The following is an 18,627-nucleotide window of genomic DNA, read 5'->3' on the forward strand; positions in this document are numbered from 1 at the left end:
ACGGGCAGATAAAGTCATCCTATAGATTGTGCGACAGGGGAAAAGTTTTACTGGGAAAATCCGTTGTTTTTAGGAGGAATTAAGATTTGTAATATTTGAATATTTTAACGTAGTGTCGCACTTTGGAATAAGCATATGAAATTTCTTTTTATTTGTAGTCTTGTGTTGTTTTTATAGCGGTTTGTGCATTTGGCCGAGGGAAGTTTAACAATAATCACATTATTTAATATTTACAGTGATTAACGAAAATTTATGCTGATAAAGTAACTAAAATTAAGAAAAAATGTCTTAAATGATAATAATGAAATTAGATTATTGTTTGGCGGTAGTAAAAGGGAGGATAAGTTTGCTGAAAGTTAACCCATTGTTTTCCTTAATATCCATTTGATATCGCCGCCCAATGTCTCCACAGAACGGGTCTCCCAACGGGGCGATTCCGTCAGTGCCGCCGGATTTTCGGGCAGCGTAAACATACTGCGGCCGGGGCGGCCGAGGATTTTCGGTGCCTGATAAAGCACCAGTTCGTCGGCCAAATCTTCGGCGAGAAAGGCCGAGGATAAAACCGCTCCCGCTTCAACCATCACTTCGCCGCAGCCTTTGGCGGCCAGTATCTTCAGTAAGTCCGCCAAATCAATTCTGCCGTCTTTTTCAGACGGCCTGATGATTTCTACATGCGGAAAACGGGAAAAGGCGTTCAGCCGATCTGCGTCCTGCGACAGGGTGGCGATGAGGACGGGGCTGCCGCCGTCTCGGATGATGCGGCAGTCGGGAGGAGTTTGCAACCTGCTGTCGGCGATGACGCGGACAGGCTGGCGCACGGTAGGGAAGGCACGCACGTTCAGTTGCGGATTGTCCGCCAGCACCGTGCCGACGCCGGTAACGACGGCGCAGCTTTCGGCGCGCAATATCTGTACGTCTTCACGCGCCGCTTCGCCGGTAATCCATTTGCTGAGGCCGTCTGAAAGGGCGGTTTTGCCGTCCAGGCTGGCGGCGCATTTGATGCGGACGAACGGGCGGCCGCGTTCGATACGGGAAAGGAAGCCGCGGTTGAGTTCGCGCGCTTCGGTTTCCAGCAAACCGCTTTCGGTGCGGATGCCTGCGGCTTCCAGCATTGCCAAGCCTTTGCCGGCCACCAGCGGATTGGGGTCGGTCATGGCGGCAACCACGCGCGCTACGCCCGAGCGGATGAGGGCTTCGGCGCAGGGCGGCGTGCGGCCGTAATGGCTGCACGGTTCGAGCGTAACATAAGCCGTCGCCCCGCGCGCCATTTCACCCGCCTGCCGCAGCGCATGAACTTCGGCATGCGGTTCGCCCGCTTTGACATGAAACCCCTGCCCGACGATTTGGCCGCCGTGCGCAATCACGCAGCCGACGCGCGGGTTGGGGGATGTGGAAAAACGCCCGAGCCGCGCAAGGGCAAGGGCGTTTTGCATCATTCGGACATCGTTTTCGCCAAACATTTTCAGACGGCCTCTAATCGGTTTGTTTAATCAGGCTGACTTCTTTCAAAACGGAGGCCAGTTCTTCCTGCGACGCGGTATTGCTATTGGCGCAGACATTATACAGATTGGTTTCATGGATGGCGATGCAGTTTTCGTTCAATATGCCGCCGGCCGTGGTTTGCGAAAAACGGTAGTTCATGCGGTTGTCGGTGGCGATGCCTACCTGCACGTCGGTCAGCCCTTCGGCAGACTGCAATTCGTTTTTCAAATTGGCGAAATAGGTTTTCGCATCGGTTTGTGCCGGACCGAGATTGTCAGCGTAAAGCGTGATACCGAGCATTCCGTCGTATTGCAGCAGCGTCATTTCTTCCGCAGACACGTTTTCCGGCAGTGAGCCTGCATCGGGACTGACGTCGCTGAAATGGCCGTTTGCCACGACGATTTTGATTTTATTGTCTTTGCTGATTAAGGTTTGAACGGTATTTTCGGCGGGGGCGGGCGCATCTTCGGCAACGGCGGCGGAAGATGCAGTGGCGGGAGGCGTGTGCGGGGCGTCGGTTTTGCCGCAGGCGGTCAGGGCGGACAAAACTGCGGCAAATATAAACAATACGGGTTTCACCGGTCATATTCCTTCTTGGCAGGCGGCTGCCTATTCCGCCGGGCGGTCTTTCGGCAGGGTGGCGATGGCTTGGGTAAATTCGGAAACGTCGTTGAAGCTCTTATAAACCGACGCGAAACGCACATATGCGACTTGGTCGATTTTGGCCAGTTCTTCCATCGCCATTTCGCCGACCAGCTTGGAGGGCACTTCTTTGCGTCCGAGCTGGTAGAGGCGTTGTTCGATAAGGGCGACGGTTTCGTCTATCGTTTCGGGGGAAACGGGGCGTTTGTGCAGCGCGCGGGACAGGCTGGTGTGCAGTTTGTGCGGATTGAAGGCGACGCGGGCGCCGTTGGTTTTAGTAACTTGCGGCATACGCATTTCTACGGTTTCAAATGTGCTGAAACGCTGTCCGCACTCCGAGCAGCGGCGCCGACGACGGATGCTGTTGGTTTCTTCCAGCAGCCGCGAGTCGGTTACCTGGGTGTTGGGGTGTTGGCAGAAAGGACATTTCATAGCGATATAAACCGTTTGTTTGTAAACGGTTATTGTAGCCGAAGCGGTAATTCCCGTATAGAGTAAAAGGTTTATTCGTCTAGGATGCCAACGATACGGGCTAAAGGAAGAGGCCGTCTGAAAACTTTTCAGACGGCCTCAGGATTATACGGCCACGCCTGCGGCGCGCGCGATTTCCAAGCCTTCTTCCGCGCTCATATAGACGGGGTCTTCGGGTCTGTCGCTGCGGACGATGTCGCCATCGCGGAACATGACCAGTTCGTCGACGGCCAGTTGCGACCAGGTCTCGTCTCGGGTTAGCGGCAGGGTGGCGATGACGGCGACTTTGTCGTTCGGGGTGGTAACTTCGGCAAAATCGACCATCACGTCGTCGTCCAAAAGCCGCGCTTTGCCAAACGGTGCTTTGCGCACGATATAGTGCAACAGTGTGCTGGCATGGGCAAACAGACAATCGCCGTTGGACATAACAAAGTTAAACAATCCGTGGCGTCGGATTTCGTGCGTCAGCGCGGCGATGGCGTCGAACAGGGTTCCGGCGTCGGGCTTGGCGGCAAATCGGTTGCGCAGACGGTTGAGGATGTAGCAGAACGCGCGTTCGGAATCGGTGGTGCCGACGGCATGGTAATACTCGCCTTGCTCGGGATAGAAATCAATCAAATGTCCGTTGTGTGCGAAGAGCCAGTATTCGCCCCACATTTCGCGCATGAAGGGATGGGTGTTGGCCAGCGAGGTTTGTCCCTGCGAGGCTTTGCGGATGTGGGCGATGACGTTTTCGGATTTGATTTGGTAGGCGCGGACCAAGTCGGCGACGGGGGAGTTGGCGCTGGGTTTGTCGTCGTGAAACAGGCGCACGCCGCGTCCTTCGAAGAAGCCGATGCCGAAACCGTCGGCGTGGTGGTCGGTGATGCCGCCACGGCGGCGGAAGCCTTCAAATGAGAACATGATGTCCGTGGGGGTGTTGCAGTTCATGCCGAGCAGTTGGCACATGGTCTTGACCTTTGTTATTTTGATGTCGGAGAGTGGGAACAGGTAGGATTATGGTGTATCGGACGGGCGGTTTCAATAGGTGTCCGGCGATATGTTTATAACCGGAAACGATTTGATGAGAGGCCGTCTGAAAACCGGATTTTCAGACGGCCTCTGTTTGTGCGCGGCACTGTTACAGATAGGGCTGCAAGGTTTTGCGCAGGATTTCCATATCGGTGATTTCGGTAATGTCCGCTTCGCCCAAACGGTTCAGGCCGACAAAGCGCATGACGCCGCTACTGACTTTTTTGTCGTGGCTCATGTGTCCTATCCATTTTTCAAAGGAAAATTTCGGCGGTGCGGAAGGCAGTTTTGCCGCTTCAAGTAGGGCGGCAATGCGGCGGGTGTCGTTTTCCGTGGTTTTGCCGAGGACTTCCGACAGGCGGGCCGCCAATACGCAGCCTGCGGCGACGGCCTCTCCGTGCAGCCATACGCCGTAGCCCATTTCAGCTTCAATGGCATGGCCGAAAGTATGGCCGAGGTTGAGCCATGCGCGGATGCCTTGTTCCGTTTCGTCTTGGGCGACGATGTCGGCTTTCATTTTGCAGCAGTGATACACGGCGCGGGCTAGTTTGGTTTGGTTTTGCGCCATCAAATCGGCCATGTTTTGTTCCAGCCATTCAAAAAATCCAATATCGCCGAGTGCGCCGTATTTGATGACTTCGGCCATGCCTGCGGATAATTCGCGTTCGGGCAGGGTTTTGAGTGTGGAGAGGTCGGCAAGTACGGCTTGCGGTTGGTAGAATGCGCCTATCATGTTTTTGCCGAGCGGGTGGTTGATGGCGGTTTTGCCGCCGACGGAGGAGTCGACTTGGCTCAACAGGGTGGTCGGCACTTGGATAAACGGCGCGCCGCGCTGGTATGTGGCCGCGGCGAAACCGACCATGTCGCCAATCACGCCGCCGCCCAAGGCAATCAAGGTGGTTTTACGTTCGGCGCGATTCTGCATCAGCCCGTCGAAAATCAGATTGAGGGTCTGCCAGTTTTTATATTCTTCACCGTCGGGCAGAATAATGCTGAAATGGGAGATTCCCAACTTGTCCAAGGCCGTCTGAAAAGCCCGGAGATAAAGAGGGGCAACAGTTTCGTTGGTAATGACGGCGGCTTTTTTGCCCAAATAAGGTTTCAGCAGGACATCGGCCTGTCCGATAAGGTCGTGCCCGATAAAGATGGGATAGGGGTGCGACGGGGTTTGGACGGTCAGGGTATGCATAGTCATAATAAAGAGTCCTATGTAATAAAAAGGCCGTCTGAACTTAAGGGTGTTTCGTTTCAGACGGCCTCCGTATTTGAAAAGCGGTAGCCGGATACCGCGCCTTTACCGGTTGTGCAGAATATCAAGCAGCTTGCTGATGGTTTTTTGGCAGTTTCCCGATTCGATGACGATATGCGCGGTTTGCCGGTAAACCGCATCGCGGGAATCATAAAGTTCGCGCAACTTGGCCAGCGGATTCTCTACTTGCAATAATGGCCGGCTAGTATCGTGGCGGGTTCGTTCTAGCAAGGTTTCAGGACAGGCATGAAGATAAATAACCGTACCGTTGTTGCGCAGGCATATGCGGTTTTCTTCACGCAATACCGCTCCGCCTCCGGTAGAAAGAACGATATTTTTCATTGCGGCCAGTTTTTTCAACATGGCTGTTTCACGGCTGCGGAACCCTTGTTCTCCCTCCACTTCGAATATCGTTGAAATAGAGACGCCGGAACATTTGCAAATCTCGTGATCGCTGTCGTAAAACGGACGGTCGAGCGTTTTGGCAATATGTCTGCCTAACGTTGTTTTACCCGCTCCCATTAAGCCGACAAAAAACAAATTACCTGTTATTGGTTTCATAACGGGCATTTTAAACGAAATCGGTATGGGGATGTTTTTTATCTATGGGAAATCCGATTTGGGAGGATAAGCAATGATGGTAAAGCGACCGTAAAACGGGAGAGATGGATTTTCCGTTGCCGCTAAGTTTATGCAGGAGCAAATTTGGAATTGAATATTTGGAGGTTGTTGGATAGAAAGTAAGTTTTTTGAAACCCAAAGCCTGATTTTTCTGAGATCTGCAATTAACGATGAGCCGATTTATTTAACCCAACTCGGAAATTTAGTTTTATGATTCAAAGGTATGGTTCAAGATGTTTTCAGACGGCCTATAAAAGTATTCGGTAAATTTCGGGAATGACAAAAAGTTAAATATCAATGCAATATCCAAACACAGCCTAATAAATGGGCCGACATGACATATTTATGATGAGGTTTAAAAAACAAGCGCATCTTTAAAATAAAGATGCGCTTGTTTTATTCGTTTGCGATATTAATAGCGTAAGTTGCTGCTGACTCCATCCATAATGCGGGGGGTAATGAATACCAAAAGTTCACGGCGTTTTTCATTACGTCCACGGGATTTGAACAAATTACCGACTACGGGAATATCACCTAACAACGGTACCTTGTTGACTGCATTGGAGTTTTCCTCTTCGTAGATGCCGCCGACAATCAGTGTGCCACCGTCTTCGACCATAGCTTGGGTATTCAGGTTTTTGGTACTGATACACTTGGTTCGCAAGCCATCGGTTTGACAGTCAATCGGAGTATCCTTGTTGATTTTAACTGTCATAATGATTTGACCGTCAGGCGTGATGTTTGGTGTAACAGTCAGACCCAATACTGCTTTTTTGAACGTTACCGAAGTGGCTCCACTTGAAGTCGCCTCTTGGTAAGGAATCTCCGTACCTGCTTCGATAGTCGCTTCTTTTCGGTCTTGTGTCAAAACGCGTGGGTTGGATAATGTTTTACTTTTACCCAATTCTTCCGAAGCAGATAATTCCAAGCCTAATGCTCCGGAGGCGAACGAGTGTACCAAGGCGATGGCGTTGGTAGCCGCATTCGTAGAAGGCAGGCTGATATTCGGACTCATTTCCAAAGCAGTCAGAGACGGAATAGTTGTTGAACCGCTAGCGACGGCATTGGCCAAGGTAATTTTATTTTGGTAATTAGTACCTGCGTTGTTAACGGCATTGGACCAATTTGATCCCCAAGAATTTTTACCGTTAACACCAGTGTAGCCGAATTTTACACCCAGATTACGGGAAAAACCTTCTTCTGCCTCAACGATACGGGCTTCAACCATAACCTGACGTGTCGGTACGTCCAACTCGTCAATCAGTTTGCGGAATTTTTGGATGACGGTATGGTTGTCGGTAATAATCAATGTGTTGGTAGCAGGGTCAATCAATGCACTGCCGCGGCTGCTTAATAATGTGTTGCGGTCATTGCCACTGCTGCTGCCATTGTCATCCAATCGCAAGATTTTGCGGAACTCTTCCACATTTTTGTATTTCAGTTGGAATGTTTGTGAGAACAAAGGACCCAGTTCTTCAATTTCTTTTTGGGCCTGCAACGTTGCCTTATCTTTGTTCAGCAATTCTTCACGCGGAGCGATGTTGATAATATTTCCTTGTCGGCGCATATCCAAATTGCGCGCTTGCATAACCAAATCCAAAGCCTGATCCCAAGGTACCTCTTTTAAGGATAAGGTCATTTTGCCGTTTACGCTGTCGCTGGCGACAATGTTTGTACCTGATTCTTTTGCCAGAATCTGCAAAATAGTACGGACATCGACATCTTGGAAATCCAAAGAAATCTTACGGCCGTTAAATGATTTATTGGCGTTACTGTTCAAACCGCGTGATTCTGTAGTAGCGGATTTGGGTACAATTTCAAATGTATAACGGCCAGAGGAAGATTTGGTACGAATATCCCAGTTACCGTTGTTACGGATAACCAGTTGGGTCGCATTGCCGATACGTTTCAAAGTAACATTACGTACTGGTGTGTTGAAATCACCGACATCCAGACTGCGTTGAGCCTGAGTGGGCAATGGATTGTTTTTCAATGTAATAATGACACGGTCTTTTTGCTGCTTGATCTCAGGTTCTCCCGTAGAGGAAGGTGCCGACAGTTCGATAACGCCGGAATTCGATGCTCCTTTGTGGAAATCAACGTTTGTATTTGCCGTGGTTTGGGTGGTCGATACGGTACGTGCGGCAGGACTGGATACGAAATTATTTGTAGCAGGACGAGGAGTAGATACAGGTTTATAGGCTGTTTTGTCTGCTGATTCGCTGACATAAACCCATACTTCCTGCCCACGGATTTCAGTATTGTATTGGCCGGCCTTATTCAAACCCAACAAGATACGGGCGCGGTCATTATTCTGTGCTGCCGTGATTCGGTTCAACAAGGGATCTGCATATTCCAGAACAGGTTGTGGCAAACGAATATTGGTTTTGGAAAAATCCAAAGCAATCCGAGAAGGTGTTGTGGTTACGAAGCCACGAGGACTAGCTACGTCACGGTCAAAACGGATCTTGACGATTTTTTGATTGTCGGGAAGTGTAGAGACATTGATGTCGGTAATGTTGCCTGCAAAACTCATTTGCGCAACCATGGCGATGCTGATACCGGCAAAAATTTTAGTAATGTTGTTGGTTTTCATAAAGTGAGACCCCTTGATTAATTTGAAACTGGTGCGGTTGAATCATTCGGTGAGGCTTGAGATGCGGATTGGTTGTCTCTGCCTGAACCGCTCAACGGTAATTCTGCATTTCGATACACCCAATTACCGTAACTGTCTTCTATTAGCTCAGTCAGAATAAGTTTGTCGGGTGTGATACTCTGAATTCGACCGTAATTTTGCCCAATGTAGTTTCCTGGAAAAACGGTATAGACATGATTTTCTGCTTCGACAAATCCTTGAACTTTATTACCTTTGCTCAAGCTGCCCACATATTTCAGGTTCTCCAAGCTGAAAGTTTCGAGTGTTTCTTTGGGACGGTTGAGGTTGGGCGCATTTTTGCCTTTCAGGATATTGTTTAAACGTCGTGAATCAAAGGCATTCATGCCAGTGTAGTTTGGTGGTACATAGGCTTTAGGAGGTGTAACTGTCGGTGCTTCAAAAGGAATGATGTGGGATTTCGCCTCTTGGCGAGTATCGGACATCCATTTATTTAAATCTTCATATGTTGAAGTGCAGGCAGTTAAGGATAGTATGCCTAAGAGTAAGGTGGTATTTTTCATGATTTCCCTAAGATATTTTGCTGTTACTCTTTATTTTTACTTGCATCTGCGGCAGCATTTTCGTTTCCTGCCGTGCTAGCCGCAAGTTCAGCGGCGACTTCTTCTGCCGGTCTTGCTTTATAGGTCGTTGCCGTTGCACTGAGGGTCAGTAAATCGCTTTTTCCATCTTTATTGGCTGAAGCCTGATCAATCTTCAACGATTCTAAAGTGATAATTCTAGACAGCTTTCCGACATCTCGGGTGAATTGACTAATCTGGTTGTATTTACCAGTAATAGCAATTTCATAAGGCAATTTTTGGATTGGTCCGTCATTTACTGGAGCTTGAGGGAGTACACTGTCTAATCTTAATCCGTTTGTCGCTCCTGCTTGGTGCAGTTCTTGAATCAGCGTGGGAATTTCGGCATCGGTTGGTAATTGTTTCAATAGAACATCAAAAGCGGAACGAATGGACGACAGTTCTGCTTGAAGGTTAGCCAAGCTAGCAGCTTCGATACTCTTTTTCGTATAAGTCTTTTTCAGTTCGACTTCTTTGGTTTCTTCGGAAGATAAAGTTTCCAGTTGACCTTTGAATACGCCAAAATAACCGATTGCTAATACCCCCGCCACAACCAATCCAGCAATAGTGAATTTTGCAGGGGCATTAAGCAGATGGGGATTCTGCAAATCTATATTCTTTAATTTAGCGGCTGCCATTTTATTGCTCCTGAGATTGTGGATTGGTTTCAGTAACCGATACCGAAGGAGTTGATTGATTTAATAATACTCTAAGAGTAAATTCTTGATAATTATCATTTTTCTTGATGCTAAGTAATTCGGGTTGGGAAAATACGCCCGTACTTGGTAGTGCGCGCATTAGCATAGCGATTTTGTTGTCGCTCATGGCACGCCCCGTAATTGTATAAGTAGTGGGATTTTCTGCATTTACTGCTGTTAAATAGGTATTTTCTGGAGTCAATACGTTTAAAGTGTCTATGATATAGGCCGCCTGAGAACGTTTTTCCTGCAATTCTTCTACTTTCTGTTTTTTTGCCAAAAAGTTTTCTTTTTCTTGTTGCAGCTTTTTAATTTCGCCTAAGTCAGTATCGAGTTTGCTAATTTCTGTTTCCAAAAATTGATTGCGGCTTTCTTGGTTACTGATGGCGCTGTTAATGGAAACATACGCCAAAACAGACAGACCTACACCGACTAAAAGAGCCGACAACATCAAAATATTAAATTGTTGTTTTTTACGTTGTTTAATTTCTTCTCGATAGGGGAGAAGGTTTATTTTGGTAAATTCAATCATTTAAAGTCCCCTTAAAGCCAATCCAAATGCCAATGTCAATGATGGCGCATCAATTTGTAACTGTGGTAAATCGACAGTATTACTTCTTGCTGCGTATGCAGCAGGATGGATGCATTGTGTCGGTGTATTAGTTTGAGAGAAGATGCTTTCTGCCAAACCAGCTTGCTGGGCAGCCGTTCCTGTTAACAATATGTGCTTGATATTTGAAAAATTATCACTGGATTGGGTAGTATAATAAAATTGCATAACACGCTGAATTTCTTGAGCAACCTGTACATTGAAACGATCAGCAACCTGTGTTTGATAATCGGAAGGCTTGCTGGATGATTTCATCATTTGATCGGCTTTTTCTTCCGTTACCTGATAGGTTCTTTGAATCAGTTGATTTAATTGTTCGGTACTAACAGGGGTTTCTTGTTTATACAGGATATGGCCGTTTTGCATCACTATTGCGTACATTTGTGTTGCGTAAATACCAAAGACGGCAACTTTTTCATCGGACAATTCCGGAGCGTGTTGGTTAATCCAGAATGTGAAAGCGTTACTTTGCGCAAACAAGTCCAAATCCAATGCGGATAACGTCATCCCGGCATTTTCAAAAAGTTCAATGCGTGGTTCGATATCATCTTTTTTTGCTGCGACCAATAAAATTTGTTCACTGCCGGATGAAGTGGATTTGCTGATAGTCTGATAGTCGTAGTTGACTTCTTCTAATGCGCTGATTTGTGCGATTTCATTTTCCGCAAATTCTTCCAAATCCAAATCTGTTTCTTTGGCGTTGTAAAAGGCGTGTTCAACTGTTGCTAGGCTTTGAGGTAAGGCGGCAGTAAAATTCTTGCAAGAAGTGCGTAATTGGGTATAACTATGTTGTAAATACGTTACAAGCTGGTCATAATCTTGTATCTTGTTGCCTTTGACGACATTTTTAGGCAGTTTGGTAATAACGTATTTTTCCAGTTGGATTTGGTTTAAACTACGGCCTGCCAGTTGTACCATTTTGATGGCGTGTTGGCTGATGTCGATACCGATTGCGGTCCGATTGTTCAGCCCGCCTGCGGTCTTACTGGCTTTAGTATTTGTATTTTTAATGCTTTTTGGTAAGCGCATAATGGAACTTCCCTGTATTATTGGGTGTGAGTAACAGTTTAATATCCGTAAGGATTACATTTTCCCTACACAGCGGTAACTGTGTTTTATAGAAACCGTTGCCTATTTTACTTTATTTAAAGCCGTTGATGGCAAAATTATTAATTAGTCATGATTAAAAAGATTATAACGACCTGTATTGGTTTGATGTTAGGTTTGGCGCTTTTCGGAGTGGGGTTGATTGCCATAGCGATTCTGGTTACTTACCCGAAACTGCCGTCTCTTGATTCATTACAACACTACCAGCCGAAAATGCCGCTTACTGTATATTCTTCAGATGGCCAAGTTATTGGTTTATATGGAGAAGAACGGAGGAATTTTACTAAAATAAAAGATTTTCCCAAGGTGCTGAAAGATGCGGTGATTGCTGCTGAAGATAAGCGGTTTTATGAGCATTGGGGGGTTGATGTGCTTGGTGTGGCTCGTGCTCTTATTGGCAATGTTGTTGCAGGAGGGGTACAGTCAGGCGCAAGCACCATTACTCAGCAGGTTGCGAAGAACTTCTATTTGAGCAATGAGCGGACGTTTTCTAGAAAATTTAATGAAGCGTTGTTGGCGTACAAAATCGAACAGTCAATGAGTAAAGATCAGATTTTGGAACTGTATTTCAACCAGATTTATCTGGGGCAAAGAGCCTATGGTTTTGCTGCCGCGGCGCAAATCTACTACAACAAGAATGTAAAAGATCTAACGCTGGGTGAAGCTTCCATGCTTGCAGGTTTGCCGAAGGCTCCCTCGGCATATAATCCGATTGTGAATCCTGAGCGTGCGAAGCTTCGTCAGGAATATATCTTGAACAATATGGTTGAAGAAAAAATGATTACGCCGCAAGAGCGTGATGAGGCTTTGAAGGAGGAGCTGCATTATGAACGGTTTGTTCAGAAAATAGATCAAAATGCATTGTATGTTGCTGAAATGGTACGGCAGGAGTTGTACGAAAAATACGGCGAAGAGGCATATACCCAAGGGTTCAAAGTTTACACGACCGTCAATATCGAAAATCAGCGGGTTGCAACGGAAGCTTTACGCAAGGTTCTGCGTAATTTTGACCGCGGCAGCAGTTACCGTGGGGCGGAAAATTATTTGGATTTGAGTAAGTCAGATAATGTGGAGGAAACTGTCGGACAGTATTTGTCTAGCGTGTATACGGTAGACAAAATGGTCCCAGCCGTTGTCTTGGAGGCTTCCGGAAAGGGCATTGAAATCCAGTTGCCAAGTGGCCGTAAAGTTACATTAAATCATGGTTCTTTAGGATTTGCCGCTCGTGCCGTCAACAATAAAAAAATGGGTGATGACCGTATCCGCCGAGGTTCTGTTATTCGTGTGAAGAGTACGGGTAAAGGTTGGACAGTGGTGCAGGAACCTTCGCTGCAGGGTGCTTTGGTATCTCTTGATGCCAAAACAGGAGCTGTTCGTGCGTTAGTTGGAGGATATGATTTTTACAGTAAGACTTTTAACCGTGCGACTCAGGCAATGCGCCAGCCCGGTTCGTCGTTTAAGCCGTTTGTCTATTCGGCAGCGTTGGCAAAAGGAATGACGGCATCGACCCAAATTAACGATGCTCCGCTGTCTTTACCGGGGAAAGGGCCCAATGGTTCGGTATGGAATCCTAAAAATTCGGATGGGCGCTATTCTGGCTATATTACTTTGCGGCAAGCATTGACGGCATCGAAAAACATGGTCTCCATCCGTATTTTGATGTCGATAGGTGTTGGTTATGCACAACAATACATTCAACGTTTCGGTTTCAGGCCGTCTGAAATTCCAGCCAGTTTGTCGATGGCATTGGGCACAGGTGAAACGACTCCGTTGCGTATGGCTGAAGCATATACTGTATTTGCCAACGGCGGTTATAAGGTTTCGGCCCATGTTATTGATAAGATTTATGATAGTCAGGGTCGTTTGCGCGCTCAAATGCAGCCGTTAGTGGCGGGTGAGAATGCGCCGCAGGTCATTGATCCCCGTAATGCCTATATTATGTACAGAATCATGCAGGACGTAGTTCGTTACGGAACGGCACGCGGTGCGTTGAGTATTGGCCGGTCGGATATCGCAGGTAAAACCGGTACGACGAACGATAATAAAGACGCATGGTTTGTCGGTTTTAATCCGAGTGTGGTAACAGCGGTATATGTCGGCTTTGACAAACCGAGAAGCATGGGTCGTGCCGGTTACGGCGGTACGATTGCTTTGCCTGTTTGGGTTGACTACATGCGCTTTGCTTTAAAAGGAACAGAAAGCAAAGGTATGAAAGTACCTGAGGGCATCGTAGCTAAAGGCGGTGAGTACTATATGAAGGAGCGTTTGGTAACCAGCCCCGAACTGACTTTGGATAACAGTGGCAGTGTCCCTCGTCCGGCTGTCGGTCGCCCGCGTTCTCCGGCTGATGAGGACGGGACACCTCGCCGCCGTTCAAGCGGTCAGGCTGATTCTTCGGATAATCAGGGGGAAGTTCCGGTTAATCCGACCAACAGCGGTGGCAATAATAAGCAGTTGGACTCATTGTTCTGATTGCGGTTGATTGGACAGGCCGTCTGAAAACTTTGGTATGATGCCCTTGGTTTTCAGACGGCCTGTCTGTATGATTTAAATAATGCTGTTTCATCTGCGTTGCAGGTAGGAGTCGTGTTTGTTTGCTATGGCGTTGGGGGAGTTGTTGAGAATTGCGCGTTTTCTGTTTCTTGTGCGTGTGCCTCAAACCATTCACCAACGATTCGGTTTACTTCTTCTATTCCTTGTTTTTTCAGGCTGGAGAAAAGTTGCACGCTGACACGCTGGCGTTCCTTATAGGGCTTGAGTGATTTTTTTACCGAAGCCAGAGTTTTAATTTGCTCGTTTTTTGACAGCTTATCGGCTTTCGACAGCAAGATGTGGACAGGACGGCCGGTGGTGTGAAAAAAGTCCAGCATACGGATGTCCAAGTCTTTTAGCGGATGGCGTGCGTCCATAATCAGAATCAGCCCTATGAGTTGGCTTCGACGTTGCAAATACCCGCCGAGCAGTTGTATCCAATGGGTGCGGATGGCTTCGGGGACTTGTGCGTAGCCGTAACCGGGTAAATCCACCATGAAACTACCGTTTTTCAGTTCGAAAAAATTGATGTGTTGGGTGCGTCCGGGGGTCTTGGAAACGTAAGCCAAACGGGTGTGTTGGGTCAGTGTGTTGATTGCGCTGGATTTTCCGGCGTTGCTGCGCCCGACAAACGCTATTTCGGCAGGCGTATCCGGTAAATCTTGCAAATGGTTGACGGTGGTAAAGAATTTTGCATTTTTAAAGTAATTCATAGTAGTAACAAAATGTAAATTTAGTATAGAATACCATGTTTATAGAACCATCGGTTTAACAGGGTGGAAATTTCATCCGGTATTGGTATTTGAGTATAAAAAAGGGCATTGTTGCGGCATACAATGCTGTAATTAGGAGCACTCCCATGAAACGATTCACTTTATTGGCTTTTGCCGTGGTGTCCGGTATGGCGGCGGCGGCCCCGAAAGCCGACTTGGACAAAGGAAAACAGATTGCGACGACCGTTTGCGCGTCCTGCCATGCGGCCGACGGCAATAGCGGTATCGCCATGTATCCGAAACTGTCGGCGCAACATGCCGCCTATATTTACGGCCAAACCAAAGCCATTAAGGAAGGCAAGCGCACTACGGGTGCTTCCGGCGTGATGAAACCGATAGTGATGAATCTGTCGGAACAGGATATGTACAATGTTGCAGCCTATTACAACAAGCAACAACCTAAATCTGGCGAGACCAGTCCTAAAGAAGAACCTGAATTGGGGGCGAAAATTTACAGGGGCGGCATTGCCGATAAGAAAGTGCCGGCCTGTATGTCCTGCCACGGACCGAGCGGGGCAGGGATTCCCGGCGGCGGAACAGATATTGCTGCTTACCCGCGTTTAGGGGGGCAACATAAATCTTATGTGATTGACCAAATGAAATTCTATAAATCAGGGCAGCGCGCCAATGCCATTATGGCCGATATTGCCGGCCGCATGTCCGATGCGGAAGTCAATGCGGTAGCAAACTTCATCCAAGGCCTGCACTGATAGGGCTTACAGTTATGTTGAGGCCGTCTGAAACCGATATTTTCAGACGGCCTTTGGTACATTGTTTCGTTTCCCTTTCGTTTTTTCTCCGTGAACGGTCGGAAAATAAAACGTACATACCGTGTTGCGGGTTTTGCAGGCGGTTTTCGGCAGGTATTAACGAAGCAATAAGTATTTTTTAATTGCCGAAAAAATTTTTTTGCTTCATTATGATTGGCTTAATTTATAGGCTAACTCATTCAAATTGCAGAATAAAATCCATTGGTCATGAATAATTCCCCTTCTTTCGTTCCGCTTGTCCGCAGGCCGTGGTTTGCTTTCCTCAGCTCCATGCGTTTTGCTGTGGCATTACTCAGTCTGCTGGGGGTGGCGTCTATTATCGGAACCGTTTTGCAGCAGAACCAGCCACAAGTCAATTATGTGGTGAAATTCGGGCCGTTTTGGTCGGAAATTTTCGGCTTTTTGGGTTTGTATGATGTTTACGCTTCAAGTTGGTTCGTAGTCATTATGCTGTTTCTGGTGGTTTCAACCAGTTTATGTCTGCTGCGTAACGTGCCGCCGTTTTTACAGGAGGTCAGGTCGTTCAGAGAAAACGCCAAGGAAAAATCGTTGGCATCCATGCGCCATTCCGCTTTGTTGGAAGGCGATATCCGACCCGAAATCGCACAACGTTATTTCGACGTCGAAGGATTTGTCTGCAAGTCAGTTACGCGCGCGGACGGTTCGGTGCTGGTGGCGGCAAAAAAAGGCGGAATGAACAAATGGGGCTATATTTTCGCCCATACTGCGTTGATTGTGATCTGTTTGGGTGGTTTGATTGACAGTAATTTGTTGTTGAAACTGGGTATTTGGTCGGGCCGTATCGTGCCTGACAATCAAACGGTATATGCCAAAGATTTTAAATCCGAGAGCATTTTGGGCAGCGGGAACCTGTCTTTCCGCGGTAATGTCAATATTTCGGAAGGGCAAAGTGCCGACGTAGTGTTTCTGAATGCCGATAAAGGCTTGCTGGTGCAGGACTTGCCGTTTAGTGTCGAATTGAGAAAGTTCCATATTGATTTTTACGATACCGGTATGCCGCGTGATTTTGCCAGCGACTTGGTCGTTACCGATAAGGAAACCGGCAAGAAGACCGAACGGACCATCCGTGTAAACCATCCGCTGACACTGCACGGCATCACGATTTATCAGGCCAGTTTTGCCGACGGCGGGTCGGATTTGAATTTCAAAGCGTGGAATCTGTCCGATGCGTCCCGCAAGCCGATTACCATGAAGGCAACTTCGATGCGGACGTTTCCGCTGGATTTCGGCGGGAAACGGTATCAGTTGGAATTTGACCAGTTTACCGGCATGAACGTGGAAGATATGGGCGGGCCGTCTGAAAAAACGGATAAGGGGTTGAAATCGGCCCTGAACGATGTCAGGGCGGTGAAGCAGGAAAACAAGAAATACACCAATATCGGGCCTTCGATTGTATACCGCATCCGCGATAAGGCGGGTCAGGCGGTCGAATATAAAAACTATATGCTGCCGATTAAGCAGGAGGACGGTTATTTTTACATCACCGGCACGCGTTCGGGGCTGGACCAACAATACCGCTGGTTGCGCATTCCGGCCGACAAGGCGGAAAAAGTCGATACTTTTATGGCTTTGCGCGAGTTGCTGAAAGACGATGCGGCCCGTAAACGTGTGGTGCGGGAAGCGACCGTCGGTGCACCGGACAATATCCGCGTTCAGTTTACCCGTGCGGCGGAAAACACGTTAAGTATTTTCGCGCAGGGCGGTTATCTGGCTTTGAACGATTTTGTCGTGAAAAATATTCCGAAAGCCGAACAGGAAAAAATGCAGGGCTATTTCTATGAAATGCTCTACGGCACGATGAATGCCGCATTGGATGCGGCCATCAAGGAATACGGCCTGCCTGCTTGGAAGCAGGATGATGCGCGCAACCGTTTTTTAATGTACAGCATGGATGCCTACACCGGGCTGACCGAATATCCTGCACCGATGCTGCTCCAGCTAAACGGCTATAAGGAGGTACGTTCGTCCGGCCTGCAAATGACCCGTTCGCCGGGAGCGGCATTGGTGTATTTGGGTTCGGTGCTGTTGGTACTGGGCACGGTTTTCATGTTTTATATCCGTGAAAAACGCGCGTGGCTGTTGTTTTCAGACGGCCGTATCCGTTTTGCCATGTCTTCCAGCCGCAACGAGCGCGACCTGCAAAAAGAATTTCCGCGGCATTTACAGCATCTGCAACAGCTTGCGAAAGATTTAAACCATGACCACAAACACTGACCAAACCCTGCCCGTACATGAATTGCTGAGGCGCAAATCGTTTATCCGCAGCCTGAATGCGGCTGATTGGATATTCGCCCTTGTTATCGCCTCCGTCGCCGTGTTCGTGCAAACCAATATCGACTTTCATATGGACATCTATGAAATGGTGATCCTGTGGACCAGTGCGGGTGCGGCCATGCTGCTCGGTTGGTTTTTCAAGCCGATGCGCTGGTTCATCTTGCTTTGCCTCGCGCTGGCCTACGGCGCGTTGAGCCTGTACCGCGGCGATATCGGTAATGCCGACGGTTTTCTGCTCAAATATTTTTTGAGCAGCCAGTCTGCGATTATGTGGCAGTGCGCCTTTGTTTTTTTCGCCCTGTTCGCCTACATTTCGGGCGCGTTCGTTGCTACCCGCCGCAACAGCGAAACCAGTACGCTGCTCGGTATGGCGACAGTATTCGCCTGGATTTCGGCAGTGGCGGGGTTCACCGGCCTGCTGGTGCGTTGGCACGAAAGCTATCTGTTGCGTCCGGATGCGGGCCACATTCCGGTGGCCAACCTTTATGAAGTGTTTATCTTGTTTTTGGTCATTACGGCACTAATGTACCTTTATTATGAAAAGCGTTTCGGCATACGGAAATTGGGCGGGTTTGTTTTCGCCTTTATGGCGGTAGTGGTCGGATTCGTCCTGTGGTACAGCGTTTCCCGCGAGGCGCATGCCATCCAGCCGCTGATTCCCGCACTGCAATCGTGGTGGATGAAAATCCATGTTCCCGCCAACTTTATCGGTTACGGTGCATTCTGCATCGCCGCGATGCTCGGCATCGCCGAGCTGCTGGCTTTGGGATGCGAAGATAAGGGCAGGAAGTCGTGGCTGCCGCATTCGCAGGTTATCGAAGAGGTGATGTATAAAGCGATAGCCGTCGGATTTCTGTTTTTCACCATTGCCACCATCCTCGGCGCGCTTTGGGCGGCGGATGCGTGGGGCCGTTATTGGAGTTGGGACCCGAAAGAGACGTGGGCGTTTATCGTGTGGCTGAACTACGCCGTATGGCTGCATCTGCGGCTGGTCGCAGGTTGGCGCGGCAGGATTTTGGCTTGGTGGGCGATAATCGGGTTGTTTGTTACGGCGTTTGCCTTTATCGGCGTGAACATGTTTTTGAGCGGTTTGCACTCTTACGGAACGTTATAAGCCTGTTCGAAATGGAAA

At 48.2% G+C, this 18,627-nt stretch carries 16 protein-coding genes; 4 read left to right on the forward strand and 12 right to left on the reverse strand.

What is annotated here, in order from left to right:
• Positions 1-356 precede the first annotated feature (356 nt).
• The 11 genes from ribD to pilM form a co-directional block, all read right to left on the reverse strand.
• Positions 357-1,460, reverse strand: coding sequence for a bifunctional diaminohydroxyphosphoribosylaminopyrimidine deaminase/5-amino-6-(5-phosphoribosylamino)uracil reductase RibD (gene ribD / locus ACI43T_RS04370; RefSeq protein WP_405385644.1), 1,104 nt, complete (start codon positions 1,458-1,460; stop codon positions 357-359).
• Between the two features lie 13 nt (positions 1,461-1,473).
• A complete protein-coding gene (locus ACI43T_RS04375; RefSeq protein ID WP_308022105.1) occupies positions 1,474-2,061 on the reverse strand; it encodes a cytochrome C in 588 nt (195 codons plus the stop codon).
• A gap of 30 nt (positions 2,062-2,091) precedes the next feature.
• Positions 2,092-2,556, reverse strand: coding sequence for a transcriptional regulator NrdR (gene nrdR / locus ACI43T_RS04380; RefSeq protein ID WP_009174608.1), 465 nt, complete (start codon positions 2,554-2,556; stop codon positions 2,092-2,094).
• 144 nt (positions 2,557-2,700) lie between these two features.
• Positions 2,701-3,543, reverse strand: coding sequence for a class II glutamine amidotransferase (locus tag ACI43T_RS04385; protein ID WP_314105687.1), 843 nt, complete (start codon positions 3,541-3,543; stop codon positions 2,701-2,703).
• A 172-nt stretch (positions 3,544-3,715) separates the two neighbouring features.
• Positions 3,716-4,795: a 3-dehydroquinate synthase gene (gene aroB, locus ACI43T_RS04390; protein WP_405385672.1), complete on the reverse strand. Its 1,080-nt coding sequence runs from the start codon at positions 4,793-4,795 to the stop codon at positions 3,716-3,718.
• A gap of 105 nt (positions 4,796-4,900) precedes the next feature.
• Positions 4,901-5,425 (reverse strand): shikimate kinase, encoded by a 525-nt coding sequence (locus tag ACI43T_RS04395; RefSeq protein ID WP_009174605.1) that lies wholly within the window; start codon positions 5,423-5,425, stop codon positions 4,901-4,903.
• Between the two features lie 463 nt (positions 5,426-5,888).
• Positions 5,889-8,072, reverse strand: coding sequence for a type IV pilus secretin PilQ (gene pilQ / locus ACI43T_RS04400; RefSeq protein ID WP_405385645.1), 2,184 nt, complete (start codon positions 8,070-8,072; stop codon positions 5,889-5,891).
• Between the two features lie 17 nt (positions 8,073-8,089).
• Positions 8,090-8,653: a pilus assembly protein PilP gene (locus ACI43T_RS04405; protein ID WP_293276151.1), complete on the reverse strand. Its 564-nt coding sequence runs from the start codon at positions 8,651-8,653 to the stop codon at positions 8,090-8,092.
• Between the two features lie 23 nt (positions 8,654-8,676).
• On the reverse strand, positions 8,677-9,348 hold the full coding sequence (gene pilO, locus ACI43T_RS04410) for a type IV pilus inner membrane component PilO (protein WP_009174602.1): 672 nt from the start codon (positions 9,346-9,348) through the stop codon (positions 8,677-8,679).
• Between the two features lies 1 nt (position 9,349).
• Positions 9,350-9,940, reverse strand: a complete 591-nt coding sequence (locus tag ACI43T_RS04415; RefSeq protein ID WP_314764423.1) for a PilN domain-containing protein — start codon at positions 9,938-9,940, stop codon at positions 9,350-9,352.
• The gene (pilM, locus tag ACI43T_RS04420) at positions 9,941-11,047 is read right to left on the reverse strand and encodes a type IV pilus assembly protein PilM (protein WP_377079707.1); all 1,107 of its coding nucleotides are present in this window, start codon (positions 11,045-11,047) and stop codon (positions 9,941-9,943) included.
• 150 nt (positions 11,048-11,197) lie between these two features.
• On the opposite strand from pilM, the gene ACI43T_RS04425 reads away from it, so the two are divergent.
• Positions 11,198-13,597: a penicillin-binding protein 1A gene (locus ACI43T_RS04425; protein WP_405385646.1), complete on the forward strand. Its 2,400-nt coding sequence runs from the start codon at positions 11,198-11,200 to the stop codon at positions 13,595-13,597.
• A 125-nt stretch (positions 13,598-13,722) separates the two neighbouring features.
• Here the strand turns inward: ACI43T_RS04425 and yihA are convergent, their stop codons facing one another.
• Positions 13,723-14,370, reverse strand: a complete 648-nt coding sequence (gene yihA / locus ACI43T_RS04430) for a ribosome biogenesis GTP-binding protein YihA/YsxC (RefSeq protein WP_405385647.1) — start codon at positions 14,368-14,370, stop codon at positions 13,723-13,725.
• 146 nt (positions 14,371-14,516) lie between these two features.
• Here yihA and ACI43T_RS04435 point away from each other — a divergent pair, with 146 nt between their 5' ends.
• From ACI43T_RS04435 to ccsB, 3 genes are all read left to right on the forward strand, one after another.
• Entirely contained in the window at positions 14,517-15,140 is a 624-nt protein-coding gene (locus tag ACI43T_RS04435; protein ID WP_314764426.1) for a c-type cytochrome, read from the forward strand.
• Between the two features lie 330 nt (positions 15,141-15,470).
• The gene (locus tag ACI43T_RS04440) at positions 15,471-17,435 is read left to right on the forward strand and encodes a cytochrome c biogenesis protein ResB (protein ID WP_405385673.1); all 1,965 of its coding nucleotides are present in this window, start codon (positions 15,471-15,473) and stop codon (positions 17,433-17,435) included.
• Entirely contained in the window at positions 17,419-18,609 is a 1,191-nt protein-coding gene (gene ccsB, locus ACI43T_RS04445; protein WP_405385648.1) for a c-type cytochrome biogenesis protein CcsB, read from the forward strand. The genes ACI43T_RS04440 and ccsB overlap by 17 nt, the downstream gene beginning before the upstream one ends.
• The last annotated feature ends 18 nt before the right edge of the window (positions 18,610-18,627 follow it).

It is taken from the genome of Neisseria oralis (assembly GCF_045062685.1).
Taxonomy (GTDB): domain Bacteria; phylum Pseudomonadota; class Gammaproteobacteria; order Burkholderiales; family Neisseriaceae; genus Neisseria; species Neisseria oralis.